This is a genomic window from Halolamina sp. CBA1230 (genome assembly GCF_002025255.2).
Lineage (GTDB): Archaea > Halobacteriota > Halobacteria > Halobacteriales > Haloferacaceae > Halolamina.
Genome location: NZ_CP054587.1, coordinates 992,055 through 1,007,842, shown reverse-complemented (window position 1 = coordinate 1,007,842; position 15,788 = coordinate 992,055). Strand labels below are relative to the sequence as shown.

Annotated in this window: 14 protein-coding genes and 1 pseudogene; 7 read left to right on the top strand and 8 right to left on the bottom strand. The window is 69.6% G+C overall.

The window, feature by feature from the left end:
• Window positions 1–143: 143 nt before the first annotated feature.
• Together B4589_RS05110 and B4589_RS05105 are read left to right on the top strand one after the other, a co-directional pair.
• Window positions 144–1,688 carry an acyl-CoA carboxylase subunit beta gene (locus B4589_RS05110; protein ID WP_079233259.1) on the top strand — a complete coding sequence of 515 codons (1,545 nt, stop codon included), beginning with the start codon at window positions 144–146 and terminating at the stop codon, window positions 1,686–1,688.
• Window positions 1,685–1,993 carry an acc operon protein gene (locus B4589_RS05105; protein WP_079233258.1) on the top strand — a complete coding sequence of 103 codons (309 nt, stop codon included), beginning with the start codon at window positions 1,685–1,687 and terminating at the stop codon, window positions 1,991–1,993. The genes B4589_RS05110 and B4589_RS05105 overlap by 4 nt, the downstream gene beginning before the upstream one ends.
• Before the next feature lie 9 nt (window positions 1,994–2,002).
• Here B4589_RS05105 and B4589_RS05100 read toward each other — a convergent pair whose 3' ends face one another.
• Genes B4589_RS05100 through B4589_RS05080 form a run of 5 tightly spaced genes read right to left on the bottom strand, consistent with a single transcriptional unit; the run spans window position 2,003 to window position 6,045 of the window.
• Window positions 2,003–2,191, bottom strand: coding sequence for a hypothetical protein (locus B4589_RS05100; RefSeq protein WP_079233257.1), 189 nt, complete (start codon window positions 2,189–2,191; stop codon window positions 2,003–2,005).
• 39 nt (window positions 2,192–2,230) lie between these two features.
• Window positions 2,231–2,698 carry an MOSC domain-containing protein gene (locus tag B4589_RS05095; RefSeq protein WP_079233256.1) on the bottom strand — a complete coding sequence of 156 codons (468 nt, stop codon included), beginning with the start codon at window positions 2,696–2,698 and terminating at the stop codon, window positions 2,231–2,233.
• Window positions 2,699–2,736: 38 nt separating this feature from the next.
• The gene (locus B4589_RS05090; RefSeq protein WP_079233255.1) at window positions 2,737–3,510 is read right to left on the bottom strand and encodes a hypothetical protein; all 774 of its coding nucleotides are present in this window, start codon (window positions 3,508–3,510) and stop codon (window positions 2,737–2,739) included.
• Between the two features lie 39 nt (window positions 3,511–3,549).
• On the bottom strand, window positions 3,550–4,782 hold the full coding sequence (locus B4589_RS05085) for an HD domain-containing protein (RefSeq protein ID WP_079233254.1): 1,233 nt from the start codon (window positions 4,780–4,782) through the stop codon (window positions 3,550–3,552).
• 57 nt (window positions 4,783–4,839) lie between these two features.
• Window positions 4,840–6,045 carry a threonine synthase gene (locus B4589_RS05080; protein WP_079233253.1) on the bottom strand — a complete coding sequence of 402 codons (1,206 nt, stop codon included), beginning with the start codon at window positions 6,043–6,045 and terminating at the stop codon, window positions 4,840–4,842.
• Window positions 6,046–6,245: 200 nt separating this feature from the next.
• On the opposite strand from B4589_RS05080, the gene B4589_RS05075 reads away from it, so the two are divergent.
• From B4589_RS05075 to B4589_RS05055, 5 genes are read left to right on the top strand one after another with little or no spacing between them, the layout of a single operon-like run.
• Window positions 6,246–7,247 (top strand): MoxR family ATPase, encoded by a 1,002-nt coding sequence (locus B4589_RS05075; protein ID WP_079233252.1) that lies wholly within the window; start codon window positions 6,246–6,248, stop codon window positions 7,245–7,247.
• The gene (locus B4589_RS05070; protein WP_079233251.1) at window positions 7,247–8,308 is read left to right on the top strand and encodes a DUF58 domain-containing protein; all 1,062 of its coding nucleotides are present in this window, start codon (window positions 7,247–7,249) and stop codon (window positions 8,306–8,308) included. Before B4589_RS05075 ends, B4589_RS05070 begins: the two co-directional genes overlap by 1 nt.
• A gap of 26 nt (window positions 8,309–8,334) precedes the next feature.
• The gene (locus tag B4589_RS05065; protein ID WP_255246128.1) at window positions 8,335–10,533 is read left to right on the top strand and encodes a DUF3488 and DUF4129 domain-containing transglutaminase family protein; all 2,199 of its coding nucleotides are present in this window, start codon (window positions 8,335–8,337) and stop codon (window positions 10,531–10,533) included.
• Window positions 10,534–10,590: 57 nt separating this feature from the next.
• Window positions 10,591–11,196 (top strand): winged helix-turn-helix domain-containing protein, encoded by a 606-nt coding sequence (locus tag B4589_RS05060; RefSeq protein WP_079233250.1) that lies wholly within the window; start codon window positions 10,591–10,593, stop codon window positions 11,194–11,196.
• 25 nt (window positions 11,197–11,221) lie between these two features.
• Window positions 11,222–12,577, top strand: a complete 1,356-nt coding sequence (locus B4589_RS05055) for a S8 family serine peptidase (RefSeq protein ID WP_079233249.1) — start codon at window positions 11,222–11,224, stop codon at window positions 12,575–12,577.
• Here B4589_RS05055 and B4589_RS05050 read toward each other — a convergent pair.
• From B4589_RS05050 to B4589_RS05040, 3 genes and pseudogenes are all read right to left on the bottom strand, one after another.
• Window positions 12,574–13,482 (bottom strand): DUF6293 family protein, encoded by a 909-nt coding sequence (locus B4589_RS05050; RefSeq protein ID WP_079233248.1) that lies wholly within the window; start codon window positions 13,480–13,482, stop codon window positions 12,574–12,576. The genes B4589_RS05055 and B4589_RS05050 overlap by 4 nt on opposite strands.
• 166 nt (window positions 13,483–13,648) lie before the next feature.
• A complete protein-coding gene (locus B4589_RS05045; RefSeq protein ID WP_079233247.1) occupies window positions 13,649–15,031 on the bottom strand; it encodes a sulfatase in 1,383 nt (460 codons plus the stop codon).
• 163 nt (window positions 15,032–15,194) lie between these two features.
• Window positions 15,195–15,786: pseudogene (locus tag B4589_RS05040) on the bottom strand (ATP-binding protein); the annotation flags it as partial.
• Window positions 15,787–15,788 lie beyond the last annotated feature (2 nt).

Genomic DNA, 15,788 nt, shown 5'->3' with positions numbered 1-15,788 from the left:
GGGTCGCTGTGCTCCCCGCTCGCCTACCGAGGCCGTTTGCCTCCTCGCTTCGCTCGGAGTTTTCCGGCCTCGCTTCGTTCGGAATCCTTTTGCGACACCTCGGCGACGTTGCGAACAATGACTGCAGGTGGTCCACAGTGACGATGGAGGACCGCATCGAGGAACTCCGCGAACGCCGCGAAAAAGCCCTCAAGGGCGGCGGCGAGGAGCGAATCGAACGCCAGCACGAGAAGGGGAAGATGACCGCTCGCGAGCGGATCGACTACTTCCTCGACGACGGCACGTTCACGGAGTTCGACCAGTTCCGAACCCACCGCAACCACAAGTTCGGGATGGAGGAGAACCAGATCTACGGCGACGGCGTCGTCACGGGGTACGGCGAGGTCGACGGCCGCAAGGTGTTCGTGTTCGCCCACGACTTCACCGTGTTCGGCGGCTCGCTCGGTGAGGTGTTCGCCGAGAAAGTCACGAAGGTGATGGACAAAGCCACGCAGGTCGGCGCGCCCGTCGTCGGGCTCAACGACTCCGCCGGCGCCCGGATCCAGGAGGGCGTCGACGCGCTCGGCGGCTACGCCGAGATCTTCCGGCGCAATCAGGAAGCCTCCGGCGTCGTCCCGCAGATCTCCGCGATCATGGGCCCCTGCGCCGGCGGCGCGGTGTACTCCCCCGCGATGACCGACTTCACGTTCATGGTGAAAGACACCAGCCACATGTTCATCACCGGTCCCGACGTGGTGAAGACGGTCACCGGCGAGGAGGTCAGCTTCGAGGAGCTCGGCGGCGCGGTCACCCACGCCTCCACCTCCGGCGTCGCCCACTTCGCCGAGGAGAGCGAGGAGGACGCGCTCGACGACATCCGGCGGCTGCTCTCCTACCTCCCGCAGAACAACGTCGAGGACCCCCCGCGCGTCGAGCCGTGGGACGACCCCGAGCGCGCCGACGAGTCGCTGAACTCGGTCGTCCCGGACCAGCCGCGCAAGCCGTACGACATGCACGACGTGCTCGAGTCGGTCGTCGACGAGGGCTCGTTCTTCGAGGTGCAGGCGGAGTTCGCGAAGAACCTCGTGATCGGGTTCGCCCGGATGGACGGCCGCTCCGTGGGCATCCTCGCGAACCAGCCTCGAGTCAACGCCGGCACGCTGGACATCGAAGCCAGCGAGAAGGGCGCGCGGTTCGTCCGCACCTGCGACGCGTTTAACGTCCCCGTCCTGACGTTCGTCGACGTGCCCGGCTTCATGCCCGGCACGGATCAGGAGCACAACGGGATCATCCGCCACGGCGCGAAACTGTTGTACGCCTACTGTGAGGCGTCGGTCCCGCTCCTCACCGTCATCACCCGGAAGGCCTACGGCGGCGCGTACGACGTGATGGCCTCCAGCCACGTCGGCGCCGACGTGAACTACGCCTGGCCCACCGCCGAGATCGCGGTGATGGGGCCGGAGGGTGCGGTCGACATCCTCTACAGCGACGAACTCGACGAAGCCGACGACGTCGAGGCCCGCCGCGAGGAGCTGATCGAGGAGTACCGCGAGGAGTTCGCCAACCCCTACACGGCGGCCGACCGCGGCTACATCGACGACGTGATCGAGCCGCCGGAGACCCGCGAGCGGCTGATCTCCGACCTGGAGATGCTGCAGGGGAAGCGCGAGCAAACGCCCCAGAAGAAACACGGCAACATCCCGATATGACCGACGCCGAGACCGGCGATGGGGCCGAGGAGCCGTCGGCAGCGAGCGTCGCCGACCGGCTCACCCTCCCCGACGACGCCGACGATGCCGAGGCTGCGGCGATCGCGGCCGCCGTCGGCGCCCACATCCGCGACGGCGAGGCAGCAGCGGCCGCGGCGGCCGCCGAGAGCGAGGAGGAGAGCTGGCAGGGGAAGCGCTGGGGGTTCGCGGGTCGCGTCGAATCGACCCAGCGCCGGACCGTCAGAGTCCGGGACGGCACCCCCACCGACGCCTGGAGCGCCGCCGGCCGGTCCGAACGGCTCTGACTCGGCGGACTACTTCTCGACGTAGAGGTACGCTCGCGGCAGGATCACGCCGAGCACGACGACGATACCAAACGCGATCCACTCGGAGACGTCAGTGAACACGGCGACACCGATCCCAAGCGCCGCGGCGACGACGGCGAAGGCGAGTCGCACCTTGATCTCGCGGTCGAAGTCCAGGTCGGCGTCGCTGTCGGTCATACCCGTGGTTTCGTCGCCGAACCCCTCAACGCGTCGATCCTACGCGGTCGTCACGTCGTCGCCGACCGTGATCTCGCCGCCCTCGACGATCTCACACCGCAGGCCGCCGCGGTGGACCAGCGCCTCCTGGATGCCTTTCTCCTCGAGTTTCCGTTCGAGGTACGTGCAGGGCTCACAGAGCTCCGTCCCCTCCACGACGGCGTCGCCCACCCGGAACTGCTCGCCGAGCAGGCGGTTCAGCCCGACGCCGCGGACGGTGAGGTTTCGGCGGTGGATCCCCGGCTCGAACTCGACGTCGTAGTCGGCTTCGGCCTGTTCGATCGCTTCGGCCTCGATCAGCGTCAGGTCCCGCGTGCGATCCTCGTCGTCGGTGGAGAACGTCCCCTCGTTCTCGAAGTAGCGGTCGCCGGTCAGCCCCTTGCCCACGACCGCCTCGACCGAGTCCCGCGGTTCGGGTTGGGCGCCCGCCTCGCTGGCGACGTGGATGCGTTCGACCGTTCCAGTCATACCCTGGGGTGTGGTCTGCCGGCGCATAAACGCGCGGGTCAGCTGAACCGGCGCCAGCCCCACCGCACAGCCGTCTCGACGGCCGCGAGCGCGCCGATCGCCACGAGCGCCGCCGGCCAGGCGAGCGTGAAGGCGAGTACCGCGACTTCGCCGTCGTACAGCCCCCACCCGGTGAGGAGGTTGTACCCGACCCAGACCGCCGGGACGACAAGCGGGCTGTACGGCCCGCCGCGGCGCGCGAGCGCCACCGGCACCCCGACCAGCAGGCAGAACGCGCCGGCGAGGAAGGCGAGCGTGAGGGCGGCTTCGACGACCCCCGGCCTACCCGGTGGGTCGGGGGTTGACCACGCTGGGACGACTGCGAACGCGACGAAGACCAGCCAGTAGCCGAGCCCTGCGACCGAACCGACCACACCTGCCCGCTCCGTTCGGGGGAGCGTCGTTCCAGCGCGCCGTGCGCCCACCCACCGACCGAGCAGTTCGCCGGCCGCCAGCAGCGTGAGCCACGCCGGCGCGCCGAGCACGAGCAGCCACGCCTCCCCCTCGCTCGGCGTCGTGATCGCGGCAAGGATGGCACCGACGACCAGCCCCGCTATCGGTCCCCGGAGAGCGAACCGCCGGCGGAGGAGGACCACGCCCGCACCGACACAGGCTGCGACGGTGCCGGGGACGATCACGGCGAACAGCAGGCTCGGTATCCGCGGCGTGGGCTCGGAGACGGGCGTCGGGGCGATCCCCGCGAGCACCGCGTACGCCGCGAGCGCGAGCAGGCTCGCGAGCCCGCCCAGCACGGCCGCGCGACTGTCGTTCACACTGATCCGTGGCGCGGCGACGGCCTGAAGCTACCGGCGCTACTCCGCCTCGGCGAACTCGTCCAGCGTCGACGGCCGACCGCGGCGTTCGCTCACGAGCGCGCCCTCGACGTCCAGGTCCAGTCGCTCGACCGCCTCGTGGCCGACGCGTTCGGTCGCTTCGGGAACCGTGTACACGCCCAGCCGCCACTGCTGGTACTGCGCGGTCCGAAGTGCCTTCACCAGCGGCGACTGCCGGCCGAGCTGGCGGATCTCGTCGCCCACCATCACCCGGCTGGTGGACTCCCGCATCGACGGCTCGTCGGGCACGTCGAGGATCACCTCCCGGGAGTCGAGGTCGCAGGCGTCGGCGATCTCGTCCTCCAGTTCCCGTGTCTCCTCGTGGCTCGCCGCCAGCAGCCAGTCGGGCACGCCGCCCAGCTCCGCCCACACTGCACGCTTGTACAGGTCGCGTTCGGCGTAGCGTCGCGCGAACTCGCTGGTCTCGTCACAGAGTCGAAGCGCGACCAGCAGCCCGTGGTCGTCCATCCGGCGGAGCTCCGCGGCGCTCAGATCGGGGTCGCTCTTGAGCAGTCGCTCCGAGGCCTGTCGCAGCATCGCCTTGCTGATCCGGGCGACGTGGTGGGAGTAGACGGTGGGGTTCATCAGCGCCCGTGCGACCAGCAGCGACTCGGCGCTCTGGACGTTCCCCGGTGCGAGCACGAGTTCGCCGTCGACGAACCGCAGCGCCCGCACCAGCCGTCCGGGGTCGATCGTGCCGTACGGAACGCCGGTGTGGTGGGCGTCCCGGACGAGGTAGTCCATCCGGTCCACGTCCAGCTCCCCGGAGACGAGCTGGCCGAACTTCCCCTCGCCGGCGACGAGCCCCGCCACTCTGGACGGGTCGAGCCCGTTCTCCCGGAGCGTCTCCCCGACCTGCCCCTCGGCGAGCAGTTCGTCCACGTCGTCGTGGTACTTCCCCGTCTCGCGGTGGGTCAGCGCCTCGATGTTGTGCGAGAACGGGCCGTGGCCGACGTCGTGCAGCATCGCCGCCGCGCGGATGCGATCGGCGTCGACGCCGTCGACGTCCAGGTGGTCGAGCGCCTGCTCGGCGAGGTGGTAGACGCCGAGGGAGTGCTCGAACCGCGTGTGGTTCGCCGAAGGGTACGCCAACTGCACCGTCCCCAACTGCTTGATGTGGCGGAGCCGCTGGACCGCGGGCGTATCGAGCAAGTCGGCGGCGACCCCCTCCACCTCGATGTGGTCGTGGACGGAGTCCTTGATCGTGGTCATGGGGGCGAGTTCGGCGGCATCAGTTAAAAAATACCGCAGACGACCGCGAACGGCGCCCTACTCGTCCGCGAACTCCCGCTCACCCAAGTGACTGCGCAGCGTGTCCACGTCCTTGTTGCCCGCGCCGGTGTTCAGCAGCACGACCGTGTCGTCGGCGCCGAGTTCGCCCTGTTCGGCCAGACCGAACGCCCCCGCAGCCGCGGCGGCGCAGGTCGCGCCCATCTCCACGCCCTCGGTCTGTGCGATCTGGATCGCGGCGTCGAGGATCGCTTCGTCGCTGGCGGCGACCGCGCCGCCGCCGCTCTCCTCCAGGGCGTCGAGGATCATCGGGCTGGCGCCCGGGTCGGGGACGGCGATCCCGTTGAGCGCGGTCGTGATGTTCTCGTCGCCCCACGCCTCGTGGATCGACTTCCCCTGCTCCCACGCCTCGACGACCGGCGCACAGCCGGCGGCCTGGGCGGCGTACATCCCCGGTAGCTCGTCGGTGAGGCCGAGGTCGCGGAACTCCGTCGCCCCCTTGTGCATCCCGATGAGGCCGACGCCGCCGCCGGTGGGGTAGACGACCGCGTCCGGCACCTCCCAGTCGAGCTGTTCGACCGTCTCGTACAGCATCGTCTTCTTCGTCTCGTGGCGGTACGGCGTGACGAACGTCTTCGTGGAGTACCAGTCCTCCTGCTCCATCCGCTCGGCGTAGCCCGCGCCGGCGTCGGTGATCTCCCCCTCGACGACGTGGAGCTCGCCGCCGTGGACCTCGACCATCGCCTTCTGAGTGTACCCCGCGCGCTCGGCCATCCAGACGTGGGCGTCCATCCCCGCGTTGGCGGCGTAAGCGGCCGCAGCCTGCCCGGCGTTGCCGGCGGTGTTGAGCGCGATCGTCTCCGCGCCGTGCTGTGCGGCGGCGGTCACCGCGCCGGTCTGCCCGCGGTCCTTGAACGTCCCCGTCGGGTTGTGCCCCTCGTCTTTGATGTACACCTCGCCGACGCCCATCGCCTCCGCGAGCGTCGGACAGTCGACCAGCGGCGTCGCACCTTCACCGATGGTGACCGCCGATTCCCGCGGGAACGGCAGCAGCGCGTCGTAGCGCCACAGCGAGTCGAAGCGCTCGCGCTCGAACGTCTCCCGGCTCACGTCGACGGCGTCGTAGTCGTACGCGGGATCGAGGATCCCGCCACAGTCCGGGCAGCGGTGGGTCGCCGTCCCGGCGTCGAACCGCTCCCCGCAGTCGATACAGTCGAGGCCGACGAACGCGTCCGTGGTCTCCATGCCCGGGGGTGGGGGCGCCACGGCTAATGGGTTGTTCGATGCGGCAAAGCGGGTGAGCGTTCTCGCGCACGGCCGACCCGCCCTCGCTCGGGACGGATCGACTCCGCCACTGGCGGCAGAGTTAGGTATACTCAGGCACACTATCCCCCCGTGTACGACCGTTCCGCTCCCCGCAGAGGTACACGCCGAGGTGGTCCGTTATGACCGACGACGCCCGGTCCGACGGCGGTGACGCCGCCGTCGGGACGGGTGGTGACGCCGGCCAGCCGACGCTCGACCCGCTGTCGGTCGACGCGGCCGCGGACCTGATCCACGAGATCGTCGACAACGTCGAGCGCGTCATCGTCGGCAAGCGCGACGCGATCGAACACATCCTCGTCGCCACGGTGGCCCGTGGCCACGTCCTGCTTGAGGACGTCCCCGGCACCGGAAAGACGATGCTCGCGCGCTCGGTCGCCACCTCCGTCGACGCCTCGTTCCGCCGCGTGCAGTTCACGCCCGACCTGCTGCCCTCCGACGTGACCGGCGTGAACGTGTTCAACCAGAAGACCCAGGAGTTCGAGTTCCAGTCCGGCCCGGTGTTCGCGAACGTCGTGCTGGCCGACGAGATCAACCGCGCGCCGCCGAAGACCCAGAGCGCGCTGCTCGAGGCGATGGAGGAGCGACAGGTGACCGTCGACGGCGACACGCGGGCCCTGCCCGAGCCGTTCGTCGTGATCGCGACCCAGAACGACGTCGAGACCGGCCGCACGTACGAGCTCCCGATGGCCGAGATCGACCGCTTCGCCAAGAAGCTCCGGCTGGGCTACCCCGACGACGACCAGGAGGCGGAGATCATCGGCCGCACCGCCGGCCACCACCCGATCGAGGAGCTCGACCCCGTGACCGACGGGGAACGGCTCCAGCGCGCCCGCGAGACTGCAAGTCAGGTGACGCTGCGAGAGCCGGTTCGGAACTACATCAGCCGGCTGGCCGAGCACACCCGGAACAACGCCCAGCTGGGTGTGAGCCCCCGCGGAAGCATCGCGCTCGCCCGCACCTCGCAGGTCCGCGCGCTGCTCGACGGGCGGGACTACGTCACCCCCGACGACGTACAGGCAGAGGCACGAACGGTGTTCGCCCACCGGATCCGGCCACGAACCGGTAGCGAGAGCGGCGAGGACGTCGTCGCCTCGGCGCTCGAAACCGTCCCCGTCGAGTGATGCTCACGCGCCGAGGCCGCGCCGTCGCCGGCATCGCTGGGGTGGCAGTGCTGCTCGCGGCGGCGTTCGGCGCCCGCTCGCTCAACGCGGTCGTCGCCCCCGCAGCCGTCGCGCTGGCCGCCGGCTACCTTCAGGTCCGCTACGTTCCCGACGTCGCGCTCGACCGCACGCCGCCGGGGAACGCCCACGTCGGGGAGACCCGGACGGTCGAGCTCTCCTTCCGCCGGCGCGACGGCGAGTCGATCGCCCGCCCGTTCCTCGCCGACGTGACCGAGCGCGTGGGTGCGGGGCTCCGGCCGGCCGAACGCGACGACGGCACCGTCCGCGAGCACGTCGACGGCGACGCCGAACTCACCGTCGAGACGACGGTCGGCGCGGCGCCGATCCGCTACGAGCTCCAGTACCGGGAACGGGGCGAGCACAGCCTCGGCCCGGTGACGGTCGTCGCGACCGACGCGTTCGGCCTCCACGCACGGGAGACCGAGCTTCGGGGAACGGAGACGACCCTCGTGTTCCCGCGGGTCCGACGGCTCGGCGCCGTCGGCCGGCGCTCGCTGGGACGGCTCCAGGAGTACAGTCGCACCGACCGCCGCGGGGAGTTCGAGGAGCTCCGGGAGTACGTCCCCGGCGACCCGCTGCGGGACATCCACTGGAAGACGACGGCCAAACGGGACGAGCTGGTCGTCACGGAGTTCGCCGCCGAGACCGACGTGGAGTCGGTCACGGTCGCCGCCGGCGCCAACGCCGACGGGGCGGATGCGATGGCCGAGGCGACCGCGAGCGTGGTGCTCTCGTTGGTCGGCGACGGCGTCCCCGTCGAACTCTCGCTCCCGCGGGGGGAGCTCCGGGTCGGCCCCGAGTACGGCGGGCAGGCGGCGATGCTTCGCACGCTCGCGGTGATCGAGTCCGGGCCGATAGCCGACCCCGACGCCGACGTGGTGATCAAGGGCCACGCGAACGACGCGACCGTCGACGTGCGCGGCCGGCGACACGAGTTCTCGGCGATGGTCGACGACCGGACAGCGGCTGACACAGCCCCGGCGACGGAGGTGGAGGCGTGACGACCGCACCCGGCCGGTCACGACCCGTGAGCGACTCGGAGTGGTCGCTCCGGGACGCGATCGTCACCCCTGGGATGCTCGGGATCGCGCTGCTCACGGCGTCGTACCTGCGGGTGCTGGTCCACGTCACCGACGTGGTCGGCGGAACGGGAGCGCTGTACCTCGAGGTCGGCGTCGTGCTCGCCGTCGGCGCGGTGCTCGCCGCCCGGGTCGACGCCCGGACGGCGCTGCTGGGCACGGGAGCGGTGCTGGTCGGCGGGATGTCGCTGTACTACTTCTCGATCCCCGCGAGCCAGCGGGCGCTGATCGACGTCGGCGCCGTGTTCACGGATCTCGCGGCGCTGCTCAGCGGGCTCTCGGTGTTCAGGCTGGTTCAGGCCGAGATCTGGGCGCTCGCGATGGTGCCCGCGCCGCTGCTGGGCTCGTGGCTGCTCGCGCTCCGCGGGGAGTACCCGCTGAGCGCCGCTGTCGGCGGGAGCGCGCTCGGCATGTTCGTGCTCACGGGCGACGCCGGCTTCCTCACCACGCTCACGGGCGTCGTCGGCGCGGCGATCGCAGTGGGGTTCGGCGAGCTCACGCCCCGGCGGGCGATCGCGGCCCACTGGGACACGGTGGTGCTGGTCGTCACGGTCATGATCGTGCTCTCCTCGACGGTGTCGTTGGTCCCCGGCGGCGCCGGCGGTCCCGTCCTCGGCGGCGCCGCGGCGCCGACGGTCGAGGGGAACGTCGTCGACAACGCCGACACCGTCGGTATCGTGGGCGCGATCCGGCTCTCGCCCGAGGTGCGCTTCACGGTCGAGTCCGAACGCCAGGCGTACTGGCGGGTCGGCTCCTACGACCGCTACACCGGCGGCTCGTGGGTCCGCAGCGGCGAGACGCGTAGCTACGACGGCGAGCTCGACCCGCCGCCGGGGCCGAGCATCGAAGTCGAGCAGACGGTCACCGCCGAGACGACGCTGAACTCCATGCCCGCGGCCTGGAAACCCGTCTCCGTCGAGGGGAACGTCCAGCGCGCGACACAGGTCACGTCCGAGGACGGCCTCCGCGCCGCGGCGCCCATCGCCGATGGCGAGTCCTACACCGTCGTCAGCCAGCGCCCGGGGTACACCGTCGACGACCTCCGGGAAGCGGGCACCGACTACCCCGACGCGGTCGAGCAGCGCTACCTCGCGTTGCCCGAGAGCACGCCCGACCGCGTTGGCGAGCGTGCGGCGACGGTCGCGGACCGCGCGAACGCGTCGACCCCCTACGCGACCGCACTCGCCGTCGAGCAGTACCTCGAGCGTAGCAAGGAGTACTCGCTGAACGTCGAGCGGCCGCGGGGCAGCGTCGCCGACGCGTTCCTGTTCGAGATGGAGGCCGGCTACTGCACCTACTACGCGACGACGATGGCGGTGATGCTCCGCACCCAGGGGATCCCGGCCCGGATGGCGACGGGGTACACTCCCGGCGAGCGCGTCGCGGAGGACGAGTGGGTCGTCCGCGGCCTCAACGCCCACGCGTGGGTCGAGGTGTACTTCCCCGACGTCGGCTGGGTCCGGTTCGACCCGACGCCGGGTGCGGCCCGCGAGGCGGCCGCCGAGCAGCGGATCGAGCAGGCCCGCGAGGCCGGCGAGTCGGGCGTCGACACGAACCGCACCGGCGAGGGGGAGTGGACGCCGACCCCGACCGAGACGGCCACCGACGCGACGGCGAACGAGACGGTCGACGCGGTGACGGTGACGGCTAACCTCGAGGACGCCCTCCGACCCGGACGGGACGCGCCGAACGGGACCGTCGGGAACTTCACCGGCGGGGCCGACGGGGAGCGTTCGGACGACCCGACGCTGCCCACGCCCGAGGAGGTCGGGTACGGGCTCGTGCTCCTGATCGGCGGGGTGGCAGCCGGCCGGCGGTTCGGGCTCGACGACCGGCTGTACCGGTTCGTCTGGCTGCGCTACCAGCCACGCGACGCGCCCGTCGCCGACGTCGAGCGGGCGTACGACCGGATCGAGACGCTGCTCGGCGTCCGGTATCGACCGCGCCGGCCGGGCGAGACCGTCGACGACTACCTCGACCGGGTCGGCGTGACCGACACGCGGGTCCACCGCGTCGCGGCGCTGTACGAGCGGGCCCGGTACGGCGGCGACGCGACAGAATCCGACGCAGACGAGGCCGTCGAGACGGCCGACACGCTCGTCGCGGAGCGCACGCCGGTGCTGGGCCGGTTCCGCCGGTCGCGCTGACCCGGCGGTTCTTGTCGTTTCCGAAGGGTTTAGTTGCTGGATATGGTACGCATACTCATGTCCGGTCTGTTGCCGTCCGAATCCGACGCCGTCACCGCCGATGGGGCGGACGACGAGGGGGGCACCCGGCTGCTGTGGCTCGACGACGAGGAGGTCGAACCCCTGATCGGGTCGCTCTCCTCCGAGACCGCCAGGTCGCTGCTGACGGCGCTCCACGAGGAGCCCCGGACGGCCTCGGAGCTCGCCGACGCGGTCGACACGTCGCTCCAGAACGTCCGCCACCACCTCAGCAACCTCCAGGAGGCGGATCTGGTCGAGGTCACCGAGACGCGCTACTCCGTGAAGGGGCGCGAGATGAAGGTGTACGCGCCAGTCGACGACTCGCTCGTAGTCTGTGTGGGCAACGAGGCCGAGCGTGCTGGGCTGCTCGAGTCGCTCCGCCGGTACGTCGGCGCCGCGGCCGCGGTGATCGCGGGCAGCCTGCTGGTCCACTGGACGGTCAACGTCGGCGGCGGCGGGATCAGCGGCCCCGCTGGCCCGCGGGTCGCCGACTCGGTGGGTTCGAGCGCACTGTTCGGAACCGTGCCGCCGGCGGCGCTGTTCCTCGCCGGCGGGCTGGTCGCCCTCGCCGCGGTCGCCCTCCAGTACAGCCGAACGGACTGATGAACCACCCCCCGGAGGTGACGGTATGAGGATCGAGACGGCGGCGACGCTGTTCGTCGTCGTCGTCGTCGTCAGCAGCGTCTCCTTCGCCGCGCCTGTCGGATCGAGCAGCCAACAGCTCGTGCGTGGCCCGCCTGACGACGCGTTCTCGATCGCGCCGCCGACCGCCCCGTCGTCGCCCAGCCCGGACGCTGAGCGGAACGGCCCGGACGCGGGGCGGGACGCCCCGGACACGCTGTCGGGGTTCGGCGCGGTCCACGACGTCGGCGTCACGGGTGAGGACGTCCGTGTCGGGATCGTCGGCAGCCAGTTCTCCCCCGGCAACGAACGGATCAGCGACGCGGTCGCGGGCACCCGGACGTTCGTGGACAGGTCGCCCGGCTGGGCCGTCGACAGCACGCACGACACTGCCGTCGCCGAGATCGTGGCCCGGACCGCGCCGAGAGCGGAGCTGTACCTCGCGGGGATCGGCCTCGACGGCGGCCCGAAGGATTACGAACGCGCCATCTCGTGGCTGCGCGAGCGCGAGGTCGACGTGGTCGTCGACGCCGGGAGCTACTTCCCCACGACCGCCGACGGGATGGCACGGCTGAACCGCGCCGCCGCCGCCGCGGCCGACAACGACACCGCGTTCGTCACGTCGGCGGGCAACTACGGCGAGCGCCACTGGTCCGGCACCGGGAACGAGGGCTGGCTCGCGTTCGAGAACGACACCCGGTACAACACGCTCGGCGAGGGGGAGATCGCCGGTCGCGTCTCGCTCCGGCTCTACTGGCAGGGTGACGCCGACTACGACCTGTTCCTCTACCGCGCCGAGGACGGCGACGACCCGCTGATCGCCAAGTCGGCGGTGAACACCACCGGGAACGACAGCCACACCGAAGCGATCGACACCACCGTCCCCGCGGGACGGTACTACGTCGCCGTGCGCGGCGGCCCCAACGCCAGCGACACCCCCGTCGAGCTGTTCGCCTCCGGCCACGAGCTCGGTGTCAGCAGCGACGTCGGCGGGATGGTCGCGCCCGCGACCGCCGAGGGGGTGATCGCGGTCGGCGCCGTCGACGCGGTGACCGGCGAGCCGCGGCCGTACAGCTCCACCGGCCAGGGGCTCGACATCTCGGCGCCGGACGCCGTCGACACGAGCGCGGCGGGGGAGCTGTACGGCAGCTCCGCGGCGGCGCCGCTCGTGGCTGGCACGCTCACGCTGATGCTCGCGGAGAACGAGAGCCTCTCGCCCGCCGAAGCCCAGCGCGTGTTCCGGGAGACGGCGGTCCGGGACGAGGGGCGGCTCTACCTCGACGCCGCTGGCGCGGTCGAGGCGGTCTCGACGACCGACGAGATCGACGAGGACGAGCTCGACTGGTACAACGGGACCGACTAGGAGAGCGCCGCGGGCTCGTCGTCGGCGTGGGCCCGCACCCAGAGCTCGCCGATGCGGGAGAGCGACGTACGGTGGGAGTTGCCGTGTTCCTCCTGTTCGACGTACGCTTTCCCGCCGGGGCCGAGCCGGTCGACGTTGTAGATCACCTTCGACCGGAAGCTGTCGGTGTACTCCTCGCCCATGTCGGCGGCGAGCGTCTCCGCGAGCTCGCTCACGCTCTCGAACTCGCCGTGTTCGCCCAGCGTGAACAGGATCACCTCCTCGAACGGCTCGACGTTGGAGAAGGCCGCCACCGGGAGTTCGACGATGTGGTTGTCGCCGATGCGCTTGGCACCGATCGTCGTCCCCCGCTCGTCGAACTCCGAGAGCAGCCCCTCGATGCTCTCCAGCCGGTCGGCGATCTCCCCGTCGTCCGCGCCGTCGCCCTCGCGAACCGCCGCGAGCAGGTCGCGGGTGTCCCGTAGCTCCTCGGCCATCTCGGTCTCGAGGTATTTCTCGGGGGCGGTGTAGTACGTGTGGATGCGGTGGCGGTCTTCCTGGCGTTCGAGCGTGATCGAGTGGGCTGCGGTGGCGAAGGCGAAGCTGACGGGCCGGGGCATCGAGGAGATGTTGACCCAGACCTCGCTGCCCGAGTCGAGGTGGGCGTTGATCAGGTCGTACGCCCGCTCGAACGCGGCGTCGTAGTCGTACACGTCCGAAAGCGCGACGCGTTCGGTCTCGGCGCCCAGCAGGTTCCGGAAATCCTGTTCGAGCTTGCCCGCGAGGTTCTGGGAGTACTCCACGTTGGCCTCGCTGCCGACGGCGCCCTCGAGCAGCACCACCCGGTCCACGTCGAACTGGTCGCGGATCAGCGGCGCGATCAGCCGGTCGTAGTCGAAGCCGACCGGGACGATGTGGGTGCCCATACGGGGCACAACGGGTCGGTGTTTATATAAAGGACCAGTCTCACGGCCGTCGTCGATGGATGTCGAATGACCTACTCCACCAAGCGCTCGTCGTAACGGCGAGCCGAGCGAACCCGCTGTGAGCCGTTCGAAACCGGGACGTGACGGGAGGTTCAGCTACAGCTTCCTACTCGTCCCCGCGTACTTCCATATAGCCGAGCGCTTCGAGATGCTCCCGATCGACCTCATCTTCCGGTGCCCGCGGTGCCTCGACGTCGCGCGTGAGCAGGCGCTCCGGGATGGCGTTGTAGAGTTCGTCCGCGACGTCGGCGTGTTCTGATGCGACGTTCGTCCGTTCCTCGGGGTCGCTCCGGAGGTCGTACAGCTGGCGGGTCTCCGCGGAGTGGACGTACTTCCACCTGTCGGTGCGAACGGCGACGGCAGATGGTTCACCGATCGGCTGTCCGAGCGCGAACAGTCTCTCCCGTTCGCTCTCGTCAAACAGCGATCGGCCACAGAGGGTGGCGTCTTCGAGTGAGATGTCGTGGAGGTCACATACTGTCGGCGTGACGTCGAGCAGTTCACGCTGTTCGGAGACGTCATCGGGTGTTCCTTGATCGGGTGTTCGAGTAATCAGGGGGACGTGTGTAAGCTCGTCGTACGGGTAGTTCCGATGGAAGAACGACCCGTGTTCACGGAACTCTTCGCCGTGATCGCTCGTGAAGACGATGTTCGCGTCGTCCCAGAGACCGGCCGAACGAAACGAATCGAACAGTCTCGATAGCTGCCGCGAGCAGTAGCGTGCGTCCGAGTCGTAGAGATCTATCAGTAGCTGCCGTTCCTCCTCAGCCACCTGCTCAGGGGCTGTGCCGGCCGACTCCATCAACTGTTTTATCCTCTCTTCGGACAGCTGTCGATCCAGATACGCTGGGTTCTCGTCGTGAACACCGTACGGACGGTGGGCTTCCATGTAGTGGAGCCACAGGAAGAACGGCTCGGAGGCGTGTTCGTTCACCCATTCGATAGCCCGATCCGTGACCTTCTCGGCGCTCGTGTAGCCAAGGTGGTTGAACCCCATGCCACCAAAGAACGTCCGATAGATCCCACGGAGACGTTTGTTCACCCCCGTCGCTCCTTTCGCCTGCAGCCAGTCACTAGCTGAGACGGCCAGGCTGCTCAGTTCCTGCTGTACGCGTTTCATCGCGGATGTTTCCGTGTTCGCTTCCTCGTGGTAGGAATCCCGCCCGAGGTCGATGGTCTCGCCGAAATTGAAGTCGCCATCAACGAGGCCGATACCGGTTTGTGTCCCGATAACCGCTGTAGTGATATCCTCGTCTTCGAGACGTGACGCGATGGTCGGTGTTCGCTCGAGGTCGTCGTAGGCAAGATACTCGGAAGTGAGGAGGGAGGGAACGGATATCCGGGTGTAGGGTGCGTTAGCGAACGCGTTTTCGAACCGAGTACCCCCGTCGAGAAGTTCGTCAAGCACCGGCATCGTATCCCGATCATAGCCGTACTGTCCGAGATGGTCCGCTCGAAGTGAGTCGACGGTTATAAGGACTGTTTGCACGAGCGCTATTCTCGATGGCTACTGAAAAGGTTCCTGACTGGCAGGTTCAGTTACCGTCGACGCTGAGGTGGTAGCGTTCGGTGCGCTTCCGCGGATGGAGTGCCGTTTTCCCATCGCTCACGGTCGCGCGGAACGAGGTCTTTAGAGGGATTCGGGGGCGCCCTCACTCAACGGCCGGCAGCGTGAACGAGAACGCCGCCCCCTCGCCAGCTGCGGACTCCACCCAGATGTCGCCGCCGTGGCGCTCCAGGCTCCGCTTGCAGAGCGCCAGCCCGATCCCGGTGCCGTCGTGTTCGCTCCGGGCATGGAGCCGCTGGAACACCTCGAACACCCGGTCCTGATCGTCGGGATCGATTCCCACGCCGTCGTCGGTCACGTCGATCCGCCATCGGTCACCCTCGCGTTCGGCGGTGATCTCGATCGCCGGGAAGTCGTCGCTGCTGTACTCGATCGCGTTCTCGACGAGGTTCCGGAGCACCTGTCTGAGCTGTCCCTCGTCGCCTTCGACGGTCGGGAGCTCGTCCGCGGTGATCTCGGCGCCGGTCTCCTCGATCCGGAGCTGGAGATCGGTCCGCACGTCGTCGAGCACCGACGCCAGATCGGTCGGTTCGAGAGGGTTGCGCGGGTTTCGACGCGGGAGAACTCGGCAGCCCGTCGATCATCGCCTTCATCCGCTCGGCGCCGTCGACGGCAACCTCCAGGAACTCCTCGCTGTCCTCGTCGAGTTCGTCGCCGTAGCGCTCCTCGATCACCTCCG

What these genes read in the sequence shown, in the direction of transcription:
- B4589_RS05110 (WP_079233259.1), top strand. Translation starts at nt 144, where the DNA reads ATGGAGGACCGCATCGAGGAACTCCGCGAACGCCGCGAAAAAGCCCTC.
- B4589_RS05105 (WP_079233258.1), top strand. Translation starts at nt 1,685, where the DNA reads ATGACCGACGCCGAGACCGGCGATGGGGCCGAGGAGCCGTCGGCAGCG.
- B4589_RS05100 (WP_079233257.1), bottom strand. Translation starts at nt 2,191, where the DNA reads ATGACCGACAGCGACGCCGACCTGGACTTCGACCGCGAGATCAAGGTG.
- B4589_RS05095 (WP_079233256.1), bottom strand. Translation starts at nt 2,698, where the DNA reads ATGACTGGAACGGTCGAACGCATCCACGTCGCCAGCGAGGCGGGCGCC.
- B4589_RS05085 (WP_079233254.1), bottom strand. Translation starts at nt 4,782, where the DNA reads ATGACCACGATCAAGGACTCCGTCCACGACCACATCGAGGTGGAGGGG.
- B4589_RS05080 (WP_079233253.1), bottom strand. Translation starts at nt 6,045, where the DNA reads ATGGAGACCACGGACGCGTTCGTCGGCCTCGACTGTATCGACTGCGGG.
- B4589_RS05075 (WP_079233252.1), top strand. Translation starts at nt 6,246, where the DNA reads ATGACCGACGACGCCCGGTCCGACGGCGGTGACGCCGCCGTCGGGACG.
- B4589_RS05070 (WP_079233251.1), top strand. Translation starts at nt 7,247, where the DNA reads ATGCTCACGCGCCGAGGCCGCGCCGTCGCCGGCATCGCTGGGGTGGCA.
- B4589_RS05060 (WP_079233250.1), top strand. Translation starts at nt 10,591, where the DNA reads ATGTCCGGTCTGTTGCCGTCCGAATCCGACGCCGTCACCGCCGATGGG.
- B4589_RS05055 (WP_079233249.1), top strand. Translation starts at nt 11,222, where the DNA reads ATGAGGATCGAGACGGCGGCGACGCTGTTCGTCGTCGTCGTCGTCGTC.
- B4589_RS05050 (WP_079233248.1), bottom strand. Translation starts at nt 13,482, where the DNA reads ATGGGCACCCACATCGTCCCGGTCGGCTTCGACTACGACCGGCTGATC.